We start from the raw sequence: 19,438 nt of genomic DNA, 5'->3' as shown, positions 1-19,438 counted from the left end.
GGCCGGGGCCGCCCCCCCGCGGGGGGGGCGCCCCCCCCCCCCACTAACACCCCCCCCCCCGCGCGCCCCGCCCGGGCGGGGCGGGGGGGGGGGGGGCCCCCCCCCCCACCCCCCCCCCCCCCCCCCCGCTCCCCCCTGCTCGGGACCGCCACGCCCGCGGATGGTTCCGGTCAGCCGGGCATCAGAGCGCCCAGACCTGGTCCGCGTACTCAGGGACACAGTCGGAGTGGGTCAGCTTGGAGCCCGGGGAGGTGTCGCCCGACCAGGCCACCAGGCAGCGGTCGCGGAAGGAGTTGCGGATCCGGTAGCCGTAGGCGGCCTTCTGAATACCTACCGGCCGGCTGGACTCCCGCCTTCGATTCGGTCACGGATCATCGACGGGGCGTATGACGGCCCGTCGATGATCCGGATTCGGACCCGTGCTCGCCGGAGCGCCGGGACGGCGAAGTGACCGGCCGGTAGGGTGCTGCTGCACGGACGGACCGACGGGAGTGGGGCACATGGGCGGCGACGGCACGGGGTTCTTCGAGTCGGCGGAGCACGCGGCCGCCCAACTGGCCGAAACCGGCTACCTGGCCTCCACCGCGGTGGCCACCACCGTCTTCCTGGCCGACCGCCTGGGCAAGCCCCTGCTGGTCGAGGGCCCCGCCGGGGTCGGCAAGACCGAACTCGCCAAGGCGGTGGCCGAGATCAACCGGGCACGCCTGGTCCGGCTGCAGTGCTACGAGGGCATCGACGAGGCCCGCGCGCTCTACGAGTGGAACCACGCCAAGCAGTTGCTACGGATCACCGCCGGCCGGGACGAGGGCTGGGACCAGGCCCGCACCGACATCTTCGGCGAGGAGTACCTCCTCACCCGGCCACTGCTGACCGCCATCCGCGGCGACGAGCCGACCGTGCTGCTGATCGACGAGATGGACAAGGCCGACGTCGAGGTCGAGGCCCTGCTGCTGGAGGTGCTGAGCGACTTCCAGGTCACCGTGCCGGAGCTGGGCACCATCACCGCTACCCGGCGGCCCTTCGTCCTGCTCACCTCCAACGCCACCCGAGAGCTCTCCGAGGCGCTGCGCCGGCGCTGCCTCTTCCTCCACCTCGACTACCCGGACGCCGAACTGGAGCGCCGGATCGTCCGGCTCAAGGTCCCCGGCCTGGACGCGACGCTGGCCGAGTCGCTCGTCCGGGTGGTCGGCGCGCTGCGGGCGATGGGCCTGCGCAAGGCGCCGTCGGTGGCCGAGACCATCGACTGGGCCCGCACCCTGCTGGCGCTCGGCGCGGACACCCTGGACGAGGCGGTGGTCCGGGACACCCTCGGGGTGATCCTCAAGCACCAGGACGACATCCTGAAGGCCACCCGGAAGCTCACCCCGGCATGACGGACCGCCCCGCCCCCGCGGCGGCCGCGACCACCGGGGCCGCCGACCTCGCGGGCCGGCTGACCGGGCTGGTCCGGGCCCTGCGCGGGCACGGGCTGCGGGCCGGTCCGGCCGAGACCGTCGACGCGGCGGCCGTCCTCGACGTGCTGGGCCTCACCGACCGGGAGCAGCTGCGGGCCGGCCTGGCCGCCGCGCTGCTGCGCTCCGAGGCACAGCGGGCCGTCTACGACGCCACCTTCGACCTCTTCTTCCCGCTCGGGGTGGGCGCCCCGGAGTCGGCCCGCGGCGGCCCGTCCCCGGACGGCCCCGAGAACGCCGACGACGCCCGGGCCGCCGCCCGCGATCTGGCCGACCCCGTGCGCGAGGACCTGCGCGAGCGCCTCGCCGCCGCCCTCGCCGCCGACGACCGGGCCGCCCAGGCCCGGCTGGCCGGCGAGGCGGTGGCCGCGTTCGGCCGCTACGGCGCCGGCTCGGTACCCGGCTCTGACGGCTGGTCCGCCCACCAGACCCTCGGCCGGCTCGCCCCCGAGACCCTGCTGGCCCGCGTCCTGGCGGCGCTGCGCGCGGGCACCGCGGCGGACACCCCGGCCGACCTCTCCGACGGCCTCCTCGCCGACGAGATCCGCCGCCGCGTCCAGGCCTTCCGCGCCATGGTCGGCACCGAGGCCCGCCGCCGGGTGGCCGAGGTACGCGGCACCGAGCGGATCGCCGAACGGGCCGTCGCACCCAGCGCCGACCGGATCGACTTCCTCGCGGCCGGCCGCGACCAGCTCACCGAACTGCGCCGCACCGTCCAACCGTTGGCCCGGAAGCTGGCCACCCGGCTGGCCGCCCGGCGGCGGCGCGCGGCCCGTGGGCAGATCGACCTCCGCCGCACCCTGCGCCGCTCGCTTTCCACCGGGGGTGTGCCGTTGCGCCCCGCCTACCGGCTGCGCCGGCCGGCCCGCCCGGAGATCGTGCTGCTCTGCGACGTCTCCGGCTCGGTGGCCGGCTTCGCCGACTTCACCATGCTGCTGGTCCGCGCGATGAGCGAGCAGTTCAGCAAGGTCCGGGTGTTCGCCTTCGTCAACCGCACCGCGGAGGTCACCGAGCTGCTGGCGGGCAGCGGGGCCGATCCGGCCGGGCTGGCCCGGCGCATCCTCACCGAGGCCAAGGTGATGGGCCATCACGGCAACAGCGACTACGGCTCCGCCCTGGGCGAGTTCGCCGACCGGCACCTGGACGCGGTCGGCCCGCGCACCAGCGTGCTGATCCTCGGTGACGCCCGCAACAACCACCGCGACCCGAACCTGTCCGCCCTGCGCCGGATCGCCGGGCGGGCGCGGCGGGTGTACTGGCTCAACCCGGAGCAGCCCTCGCTGTGGGGCGGCGGCGACTCGGCGGCGACCGCGTACGCGGAGGTGGTGGAGATGCACTCCTGCCGCAACGCCCGCCGGCTGGGCGAGCTGATCGCCCGGCTGCTCCCGGTCTGACCGGCCGGGGAGCGGCCGGCGCCGCCGGGCGCGGGCTCCGGTTCCGGTTCCGGTTCCGAGCCCGCGGGAGCGTCAGCCGTCCAGCCCGCGCAGGAAGTCCAGCAGGGCGGCAGTGACCTCGGCCGGCCTCTCCTGCTGCGTCCAGTGGCCCGCGCCGGGGAGCGTGACGTGCCCGTACAGCCTGGGGGTGAGGCGCTCCAGGATCCCGCGCAGCGCGTCCGGGCCGATCAGCGCCGACACCATGTCCCGGTCCCCCGCCACGTAGAGCGCGGGCACGTCGATGCCGCGCCCGGCGAAGGCGGTGAGCAGCTCGTTGTTGCGGTCGATGTTGCGGTACCAGTTCAGCGGACCGGTGAAGGCGTGCTCGCCGTGCCCGGCGTAGTCGGCGACGAAGGCCGCGATGTCGTCCTCGGTGAGCCAGTCCGGCAGCTTCTCCGGCTCCGGGACGGTGTCCAGCAGCGTCTGCCGGTCGGGGACGACCCAGGCCTGCGGCCGCTCGGCGCCGGGGCGGTCGCCGGAGCCGCTGAACAGGACGCGGCGGAAGGTCGAGCCCGGGTCCCGGGCGAACTCGGCATCGGCCACCCCGGGCCGCTGGAAGTAGATCTGGTAGAAGCCCTCGCCGAACCGCTCCCTGGACAGTGCGAGCGGCGGCAGCCCGGAGACCGGCAGCGGCGGCACGCTCAGCCCGGCGACCCCGCGCACCAGATCGGGGCGGAGCGCGGCGGTCGACCAGGCGACCGGTGCGCCCCAGTCGTGGCCGACCAGCACCGCGGGCCCCTCGCCGAGCGCGGCGATCAGGGCCGTGACGTCACCGACCAGGTGGAGCAGGGTGTAGGCGTCGACGGCCGCGGGCCGCTCGCTGCGGGCGTAGCCGCGCTGGTCGGGGGCGACCACCCGGTAGCCGGCGGCGGCCAGCGGGGCGAACTGGTGCCGCCACGAGTACCAGCTCTCCGGGAAGCCGTGCAGCAGCAGGACGAGCGGGCCCTCCCCCTGTTCGGCGAGGTGGAGCCGGACGCCGTTCACCTCGATGTCGCGGTGCGTGATGTCGCCGTACGCGAGGTCCCCGTAGGCGGAGCCGGCCTCGCGCGCGGCGCGGTCCGCCCCGCCGCCGGTCCGCCCGCCGCCCACCTGCCCGCCGCCGGTCCGCTCGCCGAAGGCCTCGCCGGTGTCCCTGGTCACGTCGCCCACCCCTGTTCCTCACGCCGTCCGGATCGCCGCCGGACGGATGACGTCCGACCGGTCGCTATCCACCCTGCCCAGCGGAACGCCGCGGGAACCCCCGGATCTCCCCCTCCCGCGGCCGCGCCCCGGGGTGGGGTCACCCGGCCTGCGCGAGCTTCTCCTGCGCGTCGGCGAAGTCCTCGGCGGTGGGTGCGTCGTCCTGGGTGAGCCGGTGGCGCCAGTACCCGGCGAACTCCACCGACGCCTTGGCCAGTCCGCGCTCCTCCACCAGGTGGCGCCGGATCGCCCGGACCGCCGAGGCCTCCCCGGCCAGCCAGGCGAACGGCGTACCGCCGGGCAGGTCGGCGGCGCGGACCGCGTCGGTCAGCGGACCGCCGGGGGCGGCGCCGTCACGGTACACCCAGCGCACCGTCAGGTCGGCCGGGGTGGCCAGCGGCTGCCGCTCCGCCTCGTCGGCCACCTCGGCGTACACCACCGCCCGGATCCCGGCGGGCAGCGCCGCCAGCAGGGTGGCGATCGCGGGCAGCGCCGTCTCGTCCCCGGCCAGCAGGACCCAGTCGGCCCCGGCGACGGCGGTGGCGAGCGGGACGGGCCGGGCGTACAGCTCGGAGGGGCCGACCATGCCGAGCCGGTCGCCCGGCCGGGCACGGTCCGCCCAGGCGCTCGCCGGGCCGCCGTCGCCGTGCAGCACGAAGTCGACCTCCAGCCGCCGGGTGCCGGGCCGCCGGCCGCGGACGGTGAAGCTGCGCATCCACGGCCGCTCGTCCTCCGGGACGGCCAGGTAGGCCTGGTACCAGCCCGTCGGATCGTCGCCGCCGCCGGGCAGCACGGGCTCGGTCCGGCCGGGCTTGGGGAAGCAGAGTCTGACCTGCTGGTCGGGGGTGCGGCCGACGCTGTCGTCGAGCGCATCGGCCTCGAAGGTGATGCGGGCCGTCCGCGGGGTGACCCGCTCGACCGCGACGACCTGGATGTATGTGACGGGCAATGCCACCGTCGGACCCTCCGGTTTCGGCTCCACTGATAACCTTACGCCATAAGCGATTACCTCGACGAGGATACTTTACGGCATAAGGAGTTCGCTACCGTGACCGTCTTCGCGGGCCAGGGTGACCCCCACAGCTCGATGTCCCTGCTCTGGCGCGGGCCGGAGGAGCGGCGCGCCGGGCGCAGCGGCCCCAAGCCCGCCCTCAGCGTGGACGCGATCGTGACGGCCGGGATCGCGGTCGCCGACGCCGAGGGGATGGCCGCGCTGTCCATGCGCGCGGTCGGCCAACGGCTCGGCCGCACCGCGATGGCCCTGTACACGTACGTACCGGGCAAGGCCGAGCTGCTCGACCTGATGCACGATCGGGTGCTCGCCGAGCTGCCCACCGGCCACGACCCCGCCGCGGGCTGGCGGGCCGCCGCCACCGCCTGGGCCGAGGAGGCCTTCACCTGCTACCTGCGGCACCCGTGGGTCCTGCAGATCTCCCAGGCCCGGCCGGTCCTCGGCCCGGCCGAGCTGGGCGCGATGGAGGCGGTACTGCGGATCCTGGACGGCGCCGGCCTGGCACCCCGACAGCTGCGCGGCGTGGTCGCCGCCCTCTGGCAGCTGGTCCGCGGAATGGCCCGGACCGCCGCCGAGGCCCGCGCCGCGGCCGTGGACACCGGGGTCGCCGACGAGGAGTGGTGGTACGCGCGGTCCACCCAACTCGCGTCCCTCGCACCGGACTTCGCGGAGCGCTTCCCACTGCTGACCGCGCTGGAGAGCGCCGGGGGCGCCCCCGAGGCCGGGGACGGCGCCGGTGACCTGGAGGAACGGACCCGCGAGGCCTTCCGCACCGGGCTCGCCGTCCTCCTCGACGGTGTCGAGGCGGCCGCCGCCCGGTCGTAGCGCCCGGCGGGCCCACCGGCACTGTCCGCTGCCCAGGTGACGGTTGGTCTGAGCGGGTACGCCCGGTCACCGATCAGCGTAGGCGGGCGCTCCACCGGTCACCCTGTTCGCACGAGCTGTCGGACGCTTCGACTATGTCTTCCTTCAACCGACTGCTCACCCGCGTCCGCCGCCGGGCCGGCGCCCTGGCTCTCCCCTGTACGGTGCTCTCGACCCTGGTGCCGGTCCTCGCCCTCGGTGCCGGGGCCGTCCCCGCCGTGGCGGCGCCGCTGCCCGGCGGCCTCGGCCCGTGCGTACCGGGCAGCTGCCCGCCCAGCTACCCGACGTCGATCAACAACCTCCCGTTCACCGGCCGGGACAACGGCATCAACATCTTCGTCGGCAACCAGTTCCAGGTCGCCGGGCGCGCCGCCGAGGCCGAGGGCCGCGTGGTCGTCCTCGACAGCTTCGCCCAGGCCAAGGAGGCCGGCGTCAGCTCCATCTACAACATCGGCATCGCCGGCGTCGGCTCCCGGGTCCCCCCGCCGGACGGCGCCGACTTCCTCACCACCGGCGGCGGCATCACCATCGCCCCCGGCCAGACCCTGGTCGCCGAGGGCGGCGTGGTCCGGCACGCGGGCACGGTCACCGGCACGGTGACCGGCACCCTCGTCACCGACCCCGACGCCGTCCGGCCCTACAGCGGACTGCGCGACCAGCTCACCACCGCGTCCGACTGCTACGCCCGCGTCGGCGGCACGCCGCGCACCCCGACCGGCACCGCCGTGAACCAGGGCGGGCAGACCCTCTTCACCGGGGACGGCAGCTCGGCCCTCCAGGTGTTCAACGTCGACTTCGACCTCACCGGGCCGACCGGTGGCCAGCAGGGCATCGTCTTCGCCGGCATCCCCTCCGGCGCCACGATCCTCGTCAACGTCCTCGGCGCCACCCGGGCCCTGAACACCTACAGCGGCGGCATCAACGACTCCGACGACCCGCTCAACGCCTACCGCGACCACCTGCTGTGGAACTTCCCCGACGCCACCGCCGTCACCCTGGCCGGCACCGGCCAGTTCCAGGGCAGCTTCCTGATCGGCCGGCAGGCCTCGCTGACCACCGTCACCCTCGCGGGGATCAACGGCCGCTTCTTCACCACCGGCTCGCTCACCCACACCAGCCTCCCCGTCGGGGGCGGCGGCCAGGAGTTCCACTCCTACCCGTTCAACGGCGACCTCCCCTCCTGCACCACCCCGCCGGTCACCGGTGAGGTCCGCGTCCTCAAGACCGACGCCACCACCGGCGCCCCCCTCGCCGGCGCCGTCTTCGAACTCTGGCACGAGACCAACAACACCCCCGGCCTCCAGACCACCGGCACCAACCCCGACACCCGACTCGGCGCCACCTGCACCACCCCCGCCGACGGCATCTGCCGACGCACCGTCGACACCGGCACCTACTACTGGCGCGAAACCACCGCCCCCACCGGCTACGACCTCCCCACCGACCCCGTCTTCGGCCCCCTCGCCCTCACCCCCCAGAACGCCACCACCGGCGTCCAGGTCACCGCGGCCGACCAACCCCACACCCAACCACCCGTCACCGGTGAGGTCCGCGTCCTCAAGACCGACGCCACCACCGGCGCCCCCCTCGCCGGCGCCGTCTTCGAACTCTGGCACGAGACCAACAACACCCCCGGCCTCCAGACCACCGGCACCACCCCCGACACCCGACTCGGCGCCACCTGCACCACCCCCGCCGACGGCATCTGCCGACGCACCGTCGACACCGGCACCTACTACTGGCGCGAAACCACCGCCCCCACCGGCTACGACCTCCCCACCGACCCCGTCTTCGGCCCCCTCGCCCTCACCCCCCAGAACGCCACCACCGGCGTCCAGGTGACGGCCGGCGACTGCCCCTCGCCGACGCCGCCGCCGGACGGCTCGATCGACCTGACCAAGCGGGACGCCAAGACCGGCGAACCGCTGGGCGGCGCGCAGTTCCAGCTCTGGCGGGAGACCAACGGAGTCGCCGGCCTGCAGACCGGCGGAGCGAACCCGGACACCCGCACGGGCCCGGGCTGCACCACCTCGGCCGAGGGCGGCTGCGCCTTCACGCACCTGCCAGCCGGCCAGTACTACCTCCGGGAGACCGCCGCGCCCGACGGCTACCAGCTCCCGCACGACCCGGTGACCGGCCCGTACCGGGTGGACGCCGATGACTGCGTCACCGTGGACCTCACCAACAAGCGGCACCACCACGACGACGACTGCTAGCCGAACGGCTGCCGCCCCCAGGGCGCGGCGCCCGGTACCCCGGACCCGCCGGAGCACCCTCCGCTCCGGCGGGTCCGGCGCGTCCGGGCCGGCCCGCCCCGTCCGGGTGCCGGGGCCCGGACGGAGCAGCGCACACGGCGCCCGGGCCGCGCCGCGGGTACGTTCGCGGTGTGCAGCAGAGGTCACACCATGTCAGAGGACCGGCCGCGGCCGGTGCCGTCGCCGCCGCGCTGGTGCTCGCCACCGCGGCGTCCGCGGCCGTCGCGCAGGACGCGACCACCGTGGTCGGCGGCGAGCGGCTGGGCCGCCCCGCCGTCCAGGTGGCCCCGCTGGCCGGGGCGCCCGCGCTGCCGGTCGAACTCACCGGCCGGTCCTGGCTGGTCGCCGACGCGGCCACCGGTGACGTCCTGGCCGCCCGCAACGCCCATCTGCCGCTGCCGCCCGCGAGCACCCTGAAGATGCTCTTCGCGGACACCGTGCTGCCCAAGCTGGACCGCTCCCTGGAGCACAAGGTCGCCCCGGCCGAGCTGGCCAACCTGGGCGTGGGCAGCAGCCTGGTCGGCATCAAGGAGAACCTGCCCTACCGGGTGGAGGACCTCTGGCGGGGCGTCTTCCTCAGCTCCGGCAACGACGCGGTGCACGTCCTGGCCCACATGAACGGCGGCCTCGCCCGGACCGTGGCCCAGATGCAGGACCGCGCGGTGGCCCTCCAGGCCCGCGACACCCACGTGGTCTCGCCCGAGGGCTACGACCAGGAGGGGCAGGTCTCCTCGGCCTACGACCTGACGCTGTTCGCCCGGGCCGGGCTGCGCAACCAGGACTTCCGCTCCTACTGCTCCACCCGCACCGCGCGCTTCCCCGGCGGGGTGGACAAGACGACCGGTCAGCGCACCGCCTTCGACATCGCCAACACCGACCGGCTGCTCGGCAAGTACCCGGGCCTGATCGGGGTGAAGAACGGCTACACCACCGGCGCCGGTGCCACCTTCACTGGCGCCGCCGAACGCGGCGGCCGCACCCTGCTGGTGACGGTGATGCACCCGGAGTCGCAGACCAAGGTGTACGACGAGGCGGCGAGCCTGCTCGACTGGGGCTTCGCCGCGGCGGGCCGGGTGGAACCGGTCGGCCACCTGGTGGACGAGCCGGCCGCCGCCGCGTCCGCCCCCGCCGAGGCCCCCGCGACGGGCGTCGTGCCGCACGCGATCCAGCAGGCCCACCACGCGCTCGGCCCGGCCGGGTGGACGGCGCTCGTGCTCGGCGGGGCGCTGGCGCTGTGGGCGGCGGGCCGGACCCGGGCCCGGCGGCTGCGGCTGCGCCCGGCTGCCGCCGAGGCCGCCGCCCCGCTCGCGTTCGCCCGGACGGGTGCCACCGCGCTGGGCGGCTCGACGGCGGTGGGCGGTCGCGGCCGCCGGCGGGCGGCCCGCGCCCTGCGGTCGACGGTACGGTCGGCCCGTCGGCGGCTGCACAACCACCGGGCCTGACTCCCCGGCGGCCACCGCGCCGCCGGCCGCGGCCGTCCGGACCGCGTCGTCCGTCGGGCGGTGCTCCCCCGGCCCGGCGTGCGGCCGGGCGCCGCCCGCACACCACCGATGGAACGGAGCCTGCGATGACCAACCTGCCCTTCGACGACACCACTGACTTCGAGGACGCCGACCGGGGTTTCCTCGGCGCGCTGGTGCCCGCCGTGGTCCGGGCCGCCGACGGGCGGGTGGTCTGGGACAACGACGCGTACGGCTTCCTCGCCGCCGACTGCCCGGACACCGCCCGTCCGAGCCTCTGGCGCCAGGCCCGGCTCTGTGCCCGGCAGGGGCTCTACGAGGTGGCCGAGCGGGTCTACCAGGTGCGCGGCCTCGACCTGTCCAACATGACGCTGGTCGAGGGCGAGCGCGGGGTGATCGTGATCGACCCCTTGATCTCCGCCGAGACGGCCGCCGCCGCCCTCGCGCTCTACCGGGAGCACCGCGGTGACCGGCCCGTCACCGGCCTCGTCTACACCCACTCGCACGGCGACCACTTCGGCGGCGCCCGCGGCGTCCTGCCGCCGGGCAGTGAGGAGGGCGTCCCGGTCATCGCGCCCGCCGGCTTCCTGGAAAACGCCGTCAGCGAGAACGTCTACGCGGGCAACGCGATGACCCGGCGGGCCATGTTCATGTACGGCGACCGGCTGCCGAAGGCCCCCGACGGGCAGATCGGCGCCGGCCTCGGCATGACCACCTCCACCGGCACCATCACGCTCGTCCCGCCGACGGTGGACGTCACCCGCACCGGCCAGGAGGAGACCGTCGACGGCGTGCGGATCGTCTTCCAGCTCACCCCGGGCACCGAGGCCCCGGCCGAGATGAACTTCCTCTTCCCCGACCTGCGGGCACTCTGCCTGGCCGAGAACGCCACCCACACCATGCACAACATCCTGACGCTGCGCGGCGCGGTGGTCCGCGACGCCCGGATCTGGGCCCGCTACCTGGACGAGGCGATCGAGTACTTCCACGGCCGGTACGACGTCGCGTTCGCCTCGCACCACTGGCCGACCTGGGGCCACGACAACGTGGTCGCCTTCCTCTCCGAGCAGCGCGACCTCTACGCGTACCTGCACGACCAGACCCTGCGCCGGCTCAACGACGGGCTCACCGGGACGGAGATCGCCGAGGAGCTGCGGCTGCCGCCCGCGCTGGAGCGGCGCTGGCACGCGCGCGGCTACTACGGCTCGCTGAACCACAACGTCAAGGCCGTCTACCAGCGCTACCTCGGCTGGTTCGACGGCAACGTGGCGCACCTGTGGGAGCACCCGCCGGTGGCCCAGGCGCAGCGGTACGTCGAGGTGGCCGGCGGCGGCGACGCCGCGCTGGCCAAGGCCCGGGGCTACGCGGACTCGGGGGACCTCCGCTTCGCGGCCACCCTGCTCAACCACGTGGTGTTCGCCGATCCGTCGAACCGGGCGGCCAGGGAGGCGCTGGCCGGCGTCTACCGGCAGCTCGGCCACGGCGCGGAGAACGGCCCCTGGCGCAACTTCTACCTGGCGGCCGCGGGCGAACTGCTGGACGGCCCCGGGACGGTCCTGCTCGACGCCGCCAACCCCGCGATGACGGCGGCCCTGACCACCGCCATGCTGCTCGACTCGATCGCGATCCGGATCGACGGGCCGCGCGCCTGGGACGAGGCGCTGACCATCGACCTGGTGCTGACCGACGAGCGGCTGCGGTTCCGGGTGACACTGCGGCACGGCGCCCTCACCCACCGGTCGTTCCCGGCCGGGGACGCGCCCCGGTCGCCGACCGGGCTGACGCTCACCCTGACCAGGCCGCAGTTGCTCGGCCTGCTGGCCGGCCAGGCCCTCGACACCGTCCGGCACGAGGGCGACCCGGGGCTGCTGCCGCGGCTGTTCGCCCTCGTCACCACCCCGGAGCGGGCGTTCCCCGTGGTCACCCCCTGACGACGGTCACTCCCCCGGCCCACGGCGCGGCCTAGAATGCGGCCATGAGCGCCGCCACCCCCGACCCCGCCTCGCAGGACCGGCTCGCACGCCTGGTCCGGCTCTCCGCCGGGAACTACCTGCTGGTCACCACCTACAAGAAGGACGGCAGCACGGTACCGACCCCGGTCTGGGTGGTCCGCGACGGCGACGCGCTGGGCGTCTGGACCGTCACCGACTCCTGGAAGGTCAAGCGGATCCGCAACCGCGCCGACGTCCTGGTCGGCCCGTGCGACGTCAAGGGCCGGCCGACCGGCGAGCAGTACCCGGCGACCGCCGAGGTCCTCGGCCCCGAGCGGACCGCCGCCTACCGGACGCTGCTGCGGCAGAAGTACGGCCTGCTGGGTGTGCTCACCCTGCTCGGCAGCCGGGTGCGGCGCGGCGAGCGCGGCACGGTCGGCATCCGGATCACGCTGACGGACTGAGCGGCTCCGGCAGGGCCGGCCGGTCCTGCGCCCGGGCGCAGGTGTCCAGGACCACCCGGGCGACCAGCTCCGGGTCGTCGTTCATCGGCACGTGCCCGCAGCCCGGCAGCCGGACCAGCCGGGCCGCCGGGAGTTCCCGCAGCGCGCGCACGCCCTGACGGCGCAGCAGGATGCGGTCCCGGCTGCCCCAGGCGACGGTGACCGGCACGTCGCCGGCGGCCCCGGTGAACCGCAGCCCGCGGCCGGCCGCGAGGGTGGGGCCGAAGCCGGTCGCCTCGCGCAGCGCCCTGGTCTCGGCGACGGCGGCGGCGGGCTCCCGGCGGCCGGGGCGGGCGTAGATGGAGCTGACCAGGAGCGCGCGGCCGGCCGCGGAGCGGGCGATCCGGCCGACGGCGGGCGGCGGCAGCAGCCGCGCGCCGAGCCGCATCCCGCCCAGCACCGCGTAGGCGTAGCGGCGTTCGGCCTCGGTCCAGAAGCCGGCCGGGGCGAGCGCCGTCACCGAGCGGGCCAGGCCGGCCCGGCCGAGGCCGAGGGCGAGCAGTCCGCCGAGGGAGTTCCCGGCGACGTGCGGGCGTTCGATCCCGAGCTCGGCGCAGAGCCTGCCGAGTACCGGCACCACCGCCTCCAGCCCGTACGGCACGCCCGGCGGCAGGGCGGGCGAGGCGCCGAAGCCCGGCAGGTCGACGGCGATCACCTCGTGCCGCTCGGCCAGCGCGGGCAGCACCGGCTCCCAGGCCTGCCAGTGGTGGCCCACGCCGTGCAGCAGCAGGAGCGGGCTGCCGGACCCGAGCCGCTGGTAGCGGACGGTCACCTCCCCCGGGCCGTGCGGGGCGGGCAGCGCGAAGGTGACGTCGGCGGGCATGCGGCTCCTCTGCTGGACGCGATGTCAGCAAGGATTACCGACGAGTAGCCCGCCCGGCAAGAGGTGCGCCCGGCCGGCCGCTCAGTACCGGACGGCCCTGACCACCACCGGCAGCAGCGTCTCCTCCGCCGGCCGGCGGCTGAACGCGACCGGGGAGGCCTGCGCCCCGACGGCGAGGTGCTCCGCGCCGACGATCGAACTGTCCACGGTCTTCCCGCTGGTGTCGGTGAAGTCGACCTGCACCGCGTACGAGGCGGTGTTCACCCCGTCGTTGGTGATGGTGACCACGACGGCGTGCAGCCCACCGGTCTGCGCCCGCGGCACCCCGGTGATGGTGACGTCGCCCAGCGCGTTGCCGCCGTTCTCCAGCGTGCCCAGCGCGGCCGCCGCGTTCTGCCGCACCTGCTCGCCCTGTGCCGAGGCGGAGGCCGCGAACGAGGCGGCGGCGGCCGAGCCGGACTCGGCGGCCGCCGACGCCGACGCGAGCGCCGACTCCGCGGTCGAGGCCAGCGCGGACGGCGGCTCCCCGGAGAACGACGACGGGTTGGGCGCCGTACTCAGCGTCGAGGCCTCCGAGCGGGTGACCGACGGATTGGTCGACGAACTGCTGCACGCGGCCAGCACCGCGGCCCCGGTCAGCGCGGCCACCAGCGCCACGGCCCGCGGCCCGGACCACCCCCGGCGAGCACCCTCGGCAGGACGGTTCGGGAAGCTATGGAGTTCACGCACCGGAGTTCCCTCTTCTGATCGGCGTCCAGCGGCCGACGACCGCTACGTCCCCATGCTTCGCAACGACCGCCCCCGCCGCGAAACCTGCTCCCCCGTTCGGGTACCCCCGGCCTCCACCGACACCGTCGCCGGCGGCAGAAGATCACGTTCCGGTTGCATGCACACAATCTGCTCAAAGCCTGGTAGGAGCGCCCCTGAAAGCCGCTAGGCTCCCTGCTGGCCGCCCTGCGCACCGGTCGGCGGCCCCACACAGTCGACGGCTGCCCCGAGGGGCGGCCCTGGTCCTCCGGGGGACGTTCGTGCAGGAAATGGTCAAGGGCGCCAACGTCGGCCTGGCGGCACTGAGCGACAGCGCCGACTCCGTCATCGTGAGCCTGGGCTGGAGCAGCCCCGGCGGCGACGGGGACGCCGACGTGTCCGTGCTGCTCCTGACCGGGGACGGCAAGGTGCGGAGCAACGCCGACTTCTTCTTCTACAACAACCCGGCGGCCACCGACGGCAGCGTCCAGTTGCTCGGCCAGACGCCGACCGAGGTCGGTACCGAGGACCGGATCCAGCTCGACCTCACCGCCGTGCCCGCCGACGTCGAACGCCTGGTCGTCGCGGCCAGCCGGCACCAGCGCGCGGCGTTCGGCCGACTGGAGGGCCTGCGCCTAGAACTCGCCGACAGCACCGGGGAGCCGCTGCTGGGCTTCGCCATCACCGACGCGGACTCGGAGAGCGCCTTCGTCTTCGGCGAGATCTACCGACGCAACCAGGAATGGAAGTTCCGCGCCGTCGGGCAGGGCTACGACACCGGCCTGGCCGGGCTGGCCACCGACTTCGGCATCGACATCGAGGACGACGCCGGCGACGGGAGCGCACCCGACGGAGGCGAGGACGAGACCGGGTCCGGTCCCGACGCGGCGGACGTGGCCGCGGCCCCGGCGGTGGCCCCCGCCGACGCTCCCACCACGGCCGACACGGCCGAAGCACCCGCGGCCGCACCCGCCGCCAAGGCCCTGGTGCCCGCCCAGGCCAAGGCTCCCGAGGGGGCGCCCGCCGAGGCTGCCGCGCCCAAGCGCCTGCGTACCGCGAAGAAGCGGGTGGCCCGTCCGAAGACCCCCAAGCCCTCGCTGGCCGAGAACGACGCCTGGCGCACCGCCCGGCTCTTCCCCGCGACGAGCCTCAAGAACGACCGCGAGCGCGAGGTCCGGGCCACCTCCCTCCTGCTGTCCGTGATGGCGCAGGTCCCCGCGTTCGGCCGCCGGCTCACCGCGGCGTTCGGCGCGCCCGCCGGCCGGATGGAGACCTTCACCGAGGTATCGCTGCCGCACGGCGACACCCCCAAGCGTCCCGACGGCGTGATCCGGGTGGAACGTGCCGGGCGGCTCTGGACGGCCCTGATCGAGAGCAAGACCAACGGCAACCCGCTGAAGGCCGACCAGGTCCAGGACTACATGGACATCGCCGCCCGGCGCGGCTACGAGGCGGTCATCACGCTCTCCAACGACGTGGCACTGGAGGGCAGCCCGCTCGTCACCGTCAAGATCGACGGCCGCCGCAAGCACAAGGTGCTGCTCTGCCACCTGTCCTGGGCCGACGTCACCAACCAGGCGCAGATGCTGCTGCACCACGACGACCTCGCCAACCCCGCCCACCGGTGGCTGCTGGAGGAGCTCCTGCACTACCTCCAGCACGAGAACTCGGGCTGCCACGGCTTCCAGAACATGGGCCCGGCCTGGGTGCCGGTGCGCAACGGCATCGACGACGAGACGCTGGCCCCGGGGGACGGCCGCGCCGTCCAGGTCGTCGAGAGCTGGGAGCGGCTCATCCGGCAGGTCTGCCTCCAGCTCGGCGGCTCGCTGGGCGTCAAGGTCCTGCCCGTCCAGCGGGCCCGACGCGGCGACGACCCGCTCACACGCCGGACCGCGCTGGCCGACCGGCTCTGCGCCGACGGCCGGCTGGTCGCCGAGATCCGGGTCGACGACACTGTCGGCAGCTTCGAGCTGACGGCCGATCTGCGGGTCGGCAAGCTGCGCACCTCCATCGAGATCCCCGCCCCGGAGCAGGGCTACCCGCTCAGCTGGGTCAAGCGCCTGGTCCGCCAGCTCGCCGAGGCCCCGGCGGACCTGCATGTCGAGACCCTGACGGACGGCGCCGCGCCCGGACCCCGGGGCACCCTGGAGAAGCTCCGTCCGGAGCCCGGTGACCTGCTGCCGAAGGACTCCTCGAAGATCACCGGGTTCCGGCTCTCGCTCTCGAAGACCATGGGCAGCACCCGGGGCAACGCCGAGTCGGGCTTCATCCGCAGTGTCGACGCCGCCGTCGAGCGGTTCCACACCGCGGTGATCACCCACCTCGACCAGCGGGTGGCCCGTCGCTGACCGCCGCACACCCTGCGCCGGGGCCGGAATCGCACCCGCGGTTCCGGCCCCGGCGCGTTCCCGGGAGTGAGGGCCGGGGTGGTGTTCCGGGCGTGGTGTTCCGGGGTGATGTGCGGGTGGTGGGAACCGGTGGGGGTGGCGGGCCGACTGGTGGGAGGTGAGTGAGATGACGCCGGGCGGCCGGCCGTGGAGCGTGGTGGCGGGGTTCGCCCTGCTGATGGTGGTGGTGTTCGTGGCGGCGTTCGCGCTGGGGCGCGGGGCCGGACCGGTGTCGCCGGGGCTGACGCCCGGGAGCGGCGGGGGCGGCGGCGCGCCGGGGATGAGCGGGCACGACATGGGGGCGGGCCGGTGAGCGCCGTCGCGGACGCGCCGGCCGGGGCGCCGGTCAGCACCGACCTGACGGTCGGCGGGATGACCTGCGCGGCCTGCGTCGGCCGGGTGGAGCGGACGCTGGCGCGGATCGACGGGGTCACGGCGGGCGTCAACCTCGCCACCGGGCGGGCGCGGGTGCTGCACCCGGCCGGGGTGGCCGTCGGGGACTTGGTCGCCGCGGTCGAGCGGGCCGGGTTCACGGCCACGCCGGCCGGGGCCGGGCAGCCGCCGGTGGACCGCGCCGAGGAGCCCGCGGAGCGGTGGCGACTGCTGGTGACCGCGCTGGCGGCGGTGCCGGTGGTGGTGCTGTCGATGGTGCCGGCGCTGCAGTTCCCGGCCTGGCAGTGGGTGTGCTTCGCGCTGGCCGTCCCGGTGGTGACGTGGGGGTCGGCCGGCTTCCACCGGCGGGCCCGGCAGGGGCTGCGGCACGGCACGGCGACCATGGACACGCTCGTCAGCCTCGGCGTGGTGGCGTCCTTCGGCTGGTCCGCGTACGCGCTGGTGTTCGGCGGGGCGGGCGGGCTCGGCATGCGGATGCCGTTCTCGCTGACCGCCGACGGCGGGGGCGGCGCGCACGTCTATCTGGAGGCGGCCGTCGGGGTGCCGCTGTTCGTGCTGGCGGGCCTGCTGCTGGAGGGCAGGGTGCGGCGGCGCACCGGTTCGGCGCTGCGGGCGCTGGCCGAGCTGGGGGCCAAGGAAGTGTGCGTCCGGGATCCGCGGTCCGGGCAGGAGCGGCTGATCCCGATCGAACAGCTGCTGCCCGGCGGGGAGTTCGTGGTCCGCCCGGGCGAGCGGGTGGCCACCGACGGGGTGGTGGTGGAGGGCGGCTCGGCGCTGGACCTCAGTCTGCTCACCGGCGAGAGCGCGCCGGTGGAGGTCGGCCCCGGCGATGCCGTGGCGGGTGCCACGGTGAACGTCGGCGGCGCTCTGGTGGTCCGGGCCACGGCCGTCGGTGCGGACACCCAACTGGCCCGGATCACCGCCCTGGTGGCGGACGCGCAGGCCGGCAAGGCACGGGCGCAGCGGCTCGCGGACGCGGTGGCCGGGGTGTTCGTGCCGTGCGTCCTGGCGGTGGCGGTCGCGGTGCTCGGCTTCTGGCTGGGGGCGGGCGCCGATCCGCAGGCGGCGGTGACGGCCGCGGTCGCGGTCCTGGTGGTGGCCTGTCCGTGCGCGCTGGGCCTGGCCACGCCGACCGCACTGCTGGCGGCGACCGGCCGGGGCGCGGAGCTGGGCGTCCTGGTGCGCGGGCCGGAGGTGCTGGAGAGCCTGCGCCGGATCGACACCGTGGTCCTGGACAAGACCGGGACGCTCACGACCGGGCGCACCGAGCTCGGTGAACTCACCGTCGTGCCCGGGGTGGAGGCGGACGAGGTGCTGCGGCTCGCGGGCGCGGTCGAGCAACGCTCCGAGCACCCCGTGGGCCGGGCCGTCCTGTCGGCGGCCCGGGCGCGCTGCGGGTCGCTGCCGGCGGTGGCGGCCTTCGCGGCCACCGCCGGGGTCGGTGTCACGGGCAGCGTCGAGGGGCGGGCCGTCCGGGTGGTTCGGCCGGAGGACTCCTCGGCGGAGCTGCCCGCCGTCCTGGCCGGAGCGCGGGACCGGGCCGGGGCGGCCGGCCGGACACCGGTCCTGGTGGAACTGGACGGCCGTGCGGTGGCCCTGCTCGCGGTCGGGGACACCCTGCGCTCCGGCAGCTGGCGGGCGCTGCACCGGCTGCGCGCGCTGGGGTTGGAGACCGTCCTGCTGACCGGGGACGGCCCGGGGGCGGCCCGGGCGGTGGCCGCCGAGCTGGGCATCGAGCGGGTGCACTGCTCGGCCTCTCCGGCGCGCAAGGCCGAGGTGGTCGCCGAGTTGCGGGCCGCCGGGCGGACCACGGCGGTGGTCGGCGACGGGGTCAACGACGCCGTCGCGCTGGCCTCGGCGGACCTCGGGGTGGCGCTCGCCTCGGGCAGTGACGCCGCGATCGGGGCGGCCGGGCTCACCCTGGTGCGGGGCGACATCGAGGCGGTGGTGGACGCCGTCCGGCTGGCCCGGCGGACGCTGGCCACCATCCGGGTCAATCTGCTCTGGGCGTTCGGCTACAACCTGGTGCTGATCCCGCTGGCGGCGGTCGGGCTGCTGAACCCGATGCTGGCGGCGGTGGCGATGTCGCTGAGTTCGCTGCTCGTGGTGGGCAACAGCCTGCGGCTGCGGACGTGGCAGCCGGGGCGCGGCGCGGGCCGTCCGGGCGGCGGGCCGCGCCGGGGCGCCGCGGGGGTGGCCGGGTGAGCGCCCGGTCCGGCGGCCGGAGGGCCGCACGGCTGCGGGTGGTCGGGCCGCCGGTGGCCGCGGCTGCGGTGGCGCTGGCCCTGCTCGTCGGCTGGACGGCGGTCGGCGGGGCCGGGCGCCAGCGGCCGGTGGAGGCGGGCCCGGGCTGGGTGCTGCTGCCGGCGACCAGCGGGGCGAGCGCCACGGCGGCGTTCTTCACCGTCCGCAACCCGGGCGACATACCCGACGAACTCACCGGTGCGAGCTGGGAGTTCGGCGGCCGGATCACGCTGAAGCGGCATCGGCACGAGGGCGCGGCGGGCCGCTGGGAGCCGGCCGCCGTGCTGCCCGTGCCGGAGCGCGGCGAGCTGGCGATGGCGCCGGAGGACGCCGACCTGATGATCGTCGACCCGCCGGAGCTGCGGGCGGGGCAGTGGGTGGAGTTCACCCTCAGCTTCCGCCACAGTCCGGACCTGCGGGTGCGGGCGGAGGTCGTACCGCCCGGCGGGCGGCGCGCGGGCTGAGCCCGGGCGGCCGGCTGAGAGCAGGCGACGGGCCGGAGCCGGGCGGCCGGCGGCGGTGCTCGCGGGCGAGCCGTCGACTCCGGCCAGAACGGGTGGCGTCATCGGTCTTCCTTCCGTTGCGGATTCACGGACCACTGCGGCCGGGGGCGGTGCGTCCTGACCCGCCGTCGACTCCCCCACCCTCGTCCCGGGAGCGGCCCCGGTGCCAGGGACCGGCGGGCCCCGGCACCGGGGCCGGAAGTCCCGCCGGGTGTGTACACGACGGACCGGGCCCGGGCGAGGGCCGATGGTC

General features: G+C 75.6%; 15 protein-coding genes. 11 read left to right on the top strand and 4 right to left on the bottom strand.

Features of this window, described 5'->3' with window-relative positions; genetic code table 11:
* Positions 1-500 precede the first annotated feature (500 nt).
* Entirely contained in the window at positions 501-1,373 is an 873-nt protein-coding gene (locus tag ACZ34W_RS08920; protein ID WP_465602784.1) for an AAA family ATPase, read from the top strand.
* Positions 1,370-2,845 (top strand): VWA domain-containing protein, encoded by a 1,476-nt coding sequence (locus ACZ34W_RS08915; protein ID WP_465602782.1) that lies wholly within the window; start codon positions 1,370-1,372, stop codon positions 2,843-2,845. The genes ACZ34W_RS08920 and ACZ34W_RS08915 overlap by 4 nt, the downstream gene beginning before the upstream one ends.
* A 72-nt stretch (positions 2,846-2,917) precedes the next feature.
* Here the strand turns inward: ACZ34W_RS08915 and ACZ34W_RS08910 are convergent, their stop codons facing one another.
* Together ACZ34W_RS08910 and ACZ34W_RS08905 are read right to left on the bottom strand one after the other, a co-directional pair.
* Entirely contained in the window at positions 2,918-3,889 is a 972-nt protein-coding gene (locus tag ACZ34W_RS08910) for an alpha/beta fold hydrolase (RefSeq protein WP_465602798.1), read from the bottom strand.
* Positions 3,890-4,163: 274 nt separating this feature from the next.
* A complete protein-coding gene (locus ACZ34W_RS08905; RefSeq protein WP_465602780.1) occupies positions 4,164-5,018 on the bottom strand; it encodes a siderophore-interacting protein in 855 nt (284 codons plus the stop codon).
* A 93-nt stretch (positions 5,019-5,111) separates the two neighbouring features.
* On the opposite strand from ACZ34W_RS08905, the gene ACZ34W_RS08900 reads away from it, so the two are divergent.
* The 5 genes from ACZ34W_RS08900 (at position 5,112) to ACZ34W_RS08880 (ending at position 12,049) form a co-directional block, all read left to right on the top strand.
* A complete protein-coding gene (locus ACZ34W_RS08900) occupies positions 5,112-5,900 on the top strand; it encodes a TetR/AcrR family transcriptional regulator (RefSeq protein ID WP_329486107.1) in 789 nt (262 codons plus the stop codon).
* A 134-nt stretch (positions 5,901-6,034) separates the two neighbouring features.
* Positions 6,035-8,155, top strand: a complete 2,121-nt coding sequence (locus tag ACZ34W_RS08895) for a choice-of-anchor A family protein (RefSeq protein ID WP_465602777.1) — start codon at positions 6,035-6,037, stop codon at positions 8,153-8,155.
* Positions 8,156-8,325: 170 nt separating this feature from the next.
* Positions 8,326-9,636 carry a D-alanyl-D-alanine carboxypeptidase family protein gene (locus ACZ34W_RS08890; RefSeq protein ID WP_465602775.1) on the top strand — a complete coding sequence of 437 codons (1,311 nt, stop codon included), beginning with the start codon at positions 8,326-8,328 and terminating at the stop codon, positions 9,634-9,636.
* Between the two features lie 125 nt (positions 9,637-9,761).
* On the top strand, positions 9,762-11,585 hold the full coding sequence (locus tag ACZ34W_RS08885; protein ID WP_465602773.1) for an alkyl/aryl-sulfatase: 1,824 nt from the start codon (positions 9,762-9,764) through the stop codon (positions 11,583-11,585).
* A 44-nt stretch (positions 11,586-11,629) separates the two neighbouring features.
* Positions 11,630-12,049, top strand: coding sequence for a PPOX class F420-dependent oxidoreductase (locus ACZ34W_RS08880; protein WP_465602771.1), 420 nt, complete (start codon positions 11,630-11,632; stop codon positions 12,047-12,049).
* On the opposite strand, the gene ACZ34W_RS08875 is transcribed toward ACZ34W_RS08880, so the two are convergent.
* The gene (locus ACZ34W_RS08875) at positions 12,033-12,911 is read right to left on the bottom strand and encodes an alpha/beta fold hydrolase (RefSeq protein WP_396486442.1); all 879 of its coding nucleotides are present in this window, start codon (positions 12,909-12,911) and stop codon (positions 12,033-12,035) included. The two genes, ACZ34W_RS08880 and ACZ34W_RS08875, sit on opposite strands and share 17 nt — an antisense overlap.
* A gap of 81 nt (positions 12,912-12,992) precedes the next feature.
* Positions 12,993-13,640, bottom strand: coding sequence for a hypothetical protein (locus ACZ34W_RS08870; RefSeq protein ID WP_329486112.1), 648 nt, complete (start codon positions 13,638-13,640; stop codon positions 12,993-12,995).
* 308 nt (positions 13,641-13,948) lie between these two features.
* Between ACZ34W_RS08870 and ACZ34W_RS08865 the strand changes: the two genes are divergently transcribed.
* The 4 genes from ACZ34W_RS08865 to ACZ34W_RS08850 all read left to right on the top strand — a co-directional run bounded on the left by ACZ34W_RS08865 (position 13,949) and on the right by ACZ34W_RS08850 (position 19,146).
* A complete protein-coding gene (locus ACZ34W_RS08865) occupies positions 13,949-16,006 on the top strand; it encodes a TerD family protein (protein ID WP_465602796.1) in 2,058 nt (685 codons plus the stop codon).
* A 157-nt stretch (positions 16,007-16,163) separates the two neighbouring features.
* Positions 16,164-16,358, top strand: a complete 195-nt coding sequence (locus ACZ34W_RS08860; protein WP_465602768.1) for a hypothetical protein — start codon at positions 16,164-16,166, stop codon at positions 16,356-16,358.
* On the top strand, positions 16,355-18,643 hold the full coding sequence (locus ACZ34W_RS08855) for a heavy metal translocating P-type ATPase (RefSeq protein ID WP_465602766.1): 2,289 nt from the start codon (positions 16,355-16,357) through the stop codon (positions 18,641-18,643). Before ACZ34W_RS08860 ends, ACZ34W_RS08855 begins: the two co-directional genes overlap by 4 nt.
* The gene (locus ACZ34W_RS08850) at positions 18,640-19,146 is read left to right on the top strand and encodes a copper chaperone PCu(A)C (RefSeq protein WP_465602764.1); all 507 of its coding nucleotides are present in this window, start codon (positions 18,640-18,642) and stop codon (positions 19,144-19,146) included. Before ACZ34W_RS08855 ends, ACZ34W_RS08850 begins: the two co-directional genes overlap by 4 nt.
* Positions 19,147-19,438 lie beyond the last annotated feature (292 nt).

Source organism: Kitasatospora sp. NPDC022856 (assembly GCF_055561235.1).
This window is presented reverse-complemented; position numbering and strand designations above follow the sequence as displayed.

Coding starts and splice junctions, on each gene's coding strand:
- ACZ34W_RS08915 (WP_465602782.1), top strand. CDS start 1,370: ATGACGGACCGCCCCGCCCCCGCGGCGGCCGCGACCACCGGGGCCGCC.
- ACZ34W_RS08885 (WP_465602773.1), top strand. CDS start 9,762: ATGACCAACCTGCCCTTCGACGACACCACTGACTTCGAGGACGCCGAC.
- ACZ34W_RS08865 (WP_465602796.1), top strand. CDS start 13,949: ATGGTCAAGGGCGCCAACGTCGGCCTGGCGGCACTGAGCGACAGCGCC.
- ACZ34W_RS08895 (WP_465602777.1), top strand. CDS start 6,035: ATGTCTTCCTTCAACCGACTGCTCACCCGCGTCCGCCGCCGGGCCGGC.
- ACZ34W_RS08920 (WP_465602784.1), top strand. CDS start 501: ATGGGCGGCGACGGCACGGGGTTCTTCGAGTCGGCGGAGCACGCGGCC.
- ACZ34W_RS08875 (WP_396486442.1), bottom strand. CDS start 12,911: ATGCCCGCCGACGTCACCTTCGCGCTGCCCGCCCCGCACGGCCCGGGG.
- ACZ34W_RS08880 (WP_465602771.1), top strand. CDS start 11,630: ATGAGCGCCGCCACCCCCGACCCCGCCTCGCAGGACCGGCTCGCACGC.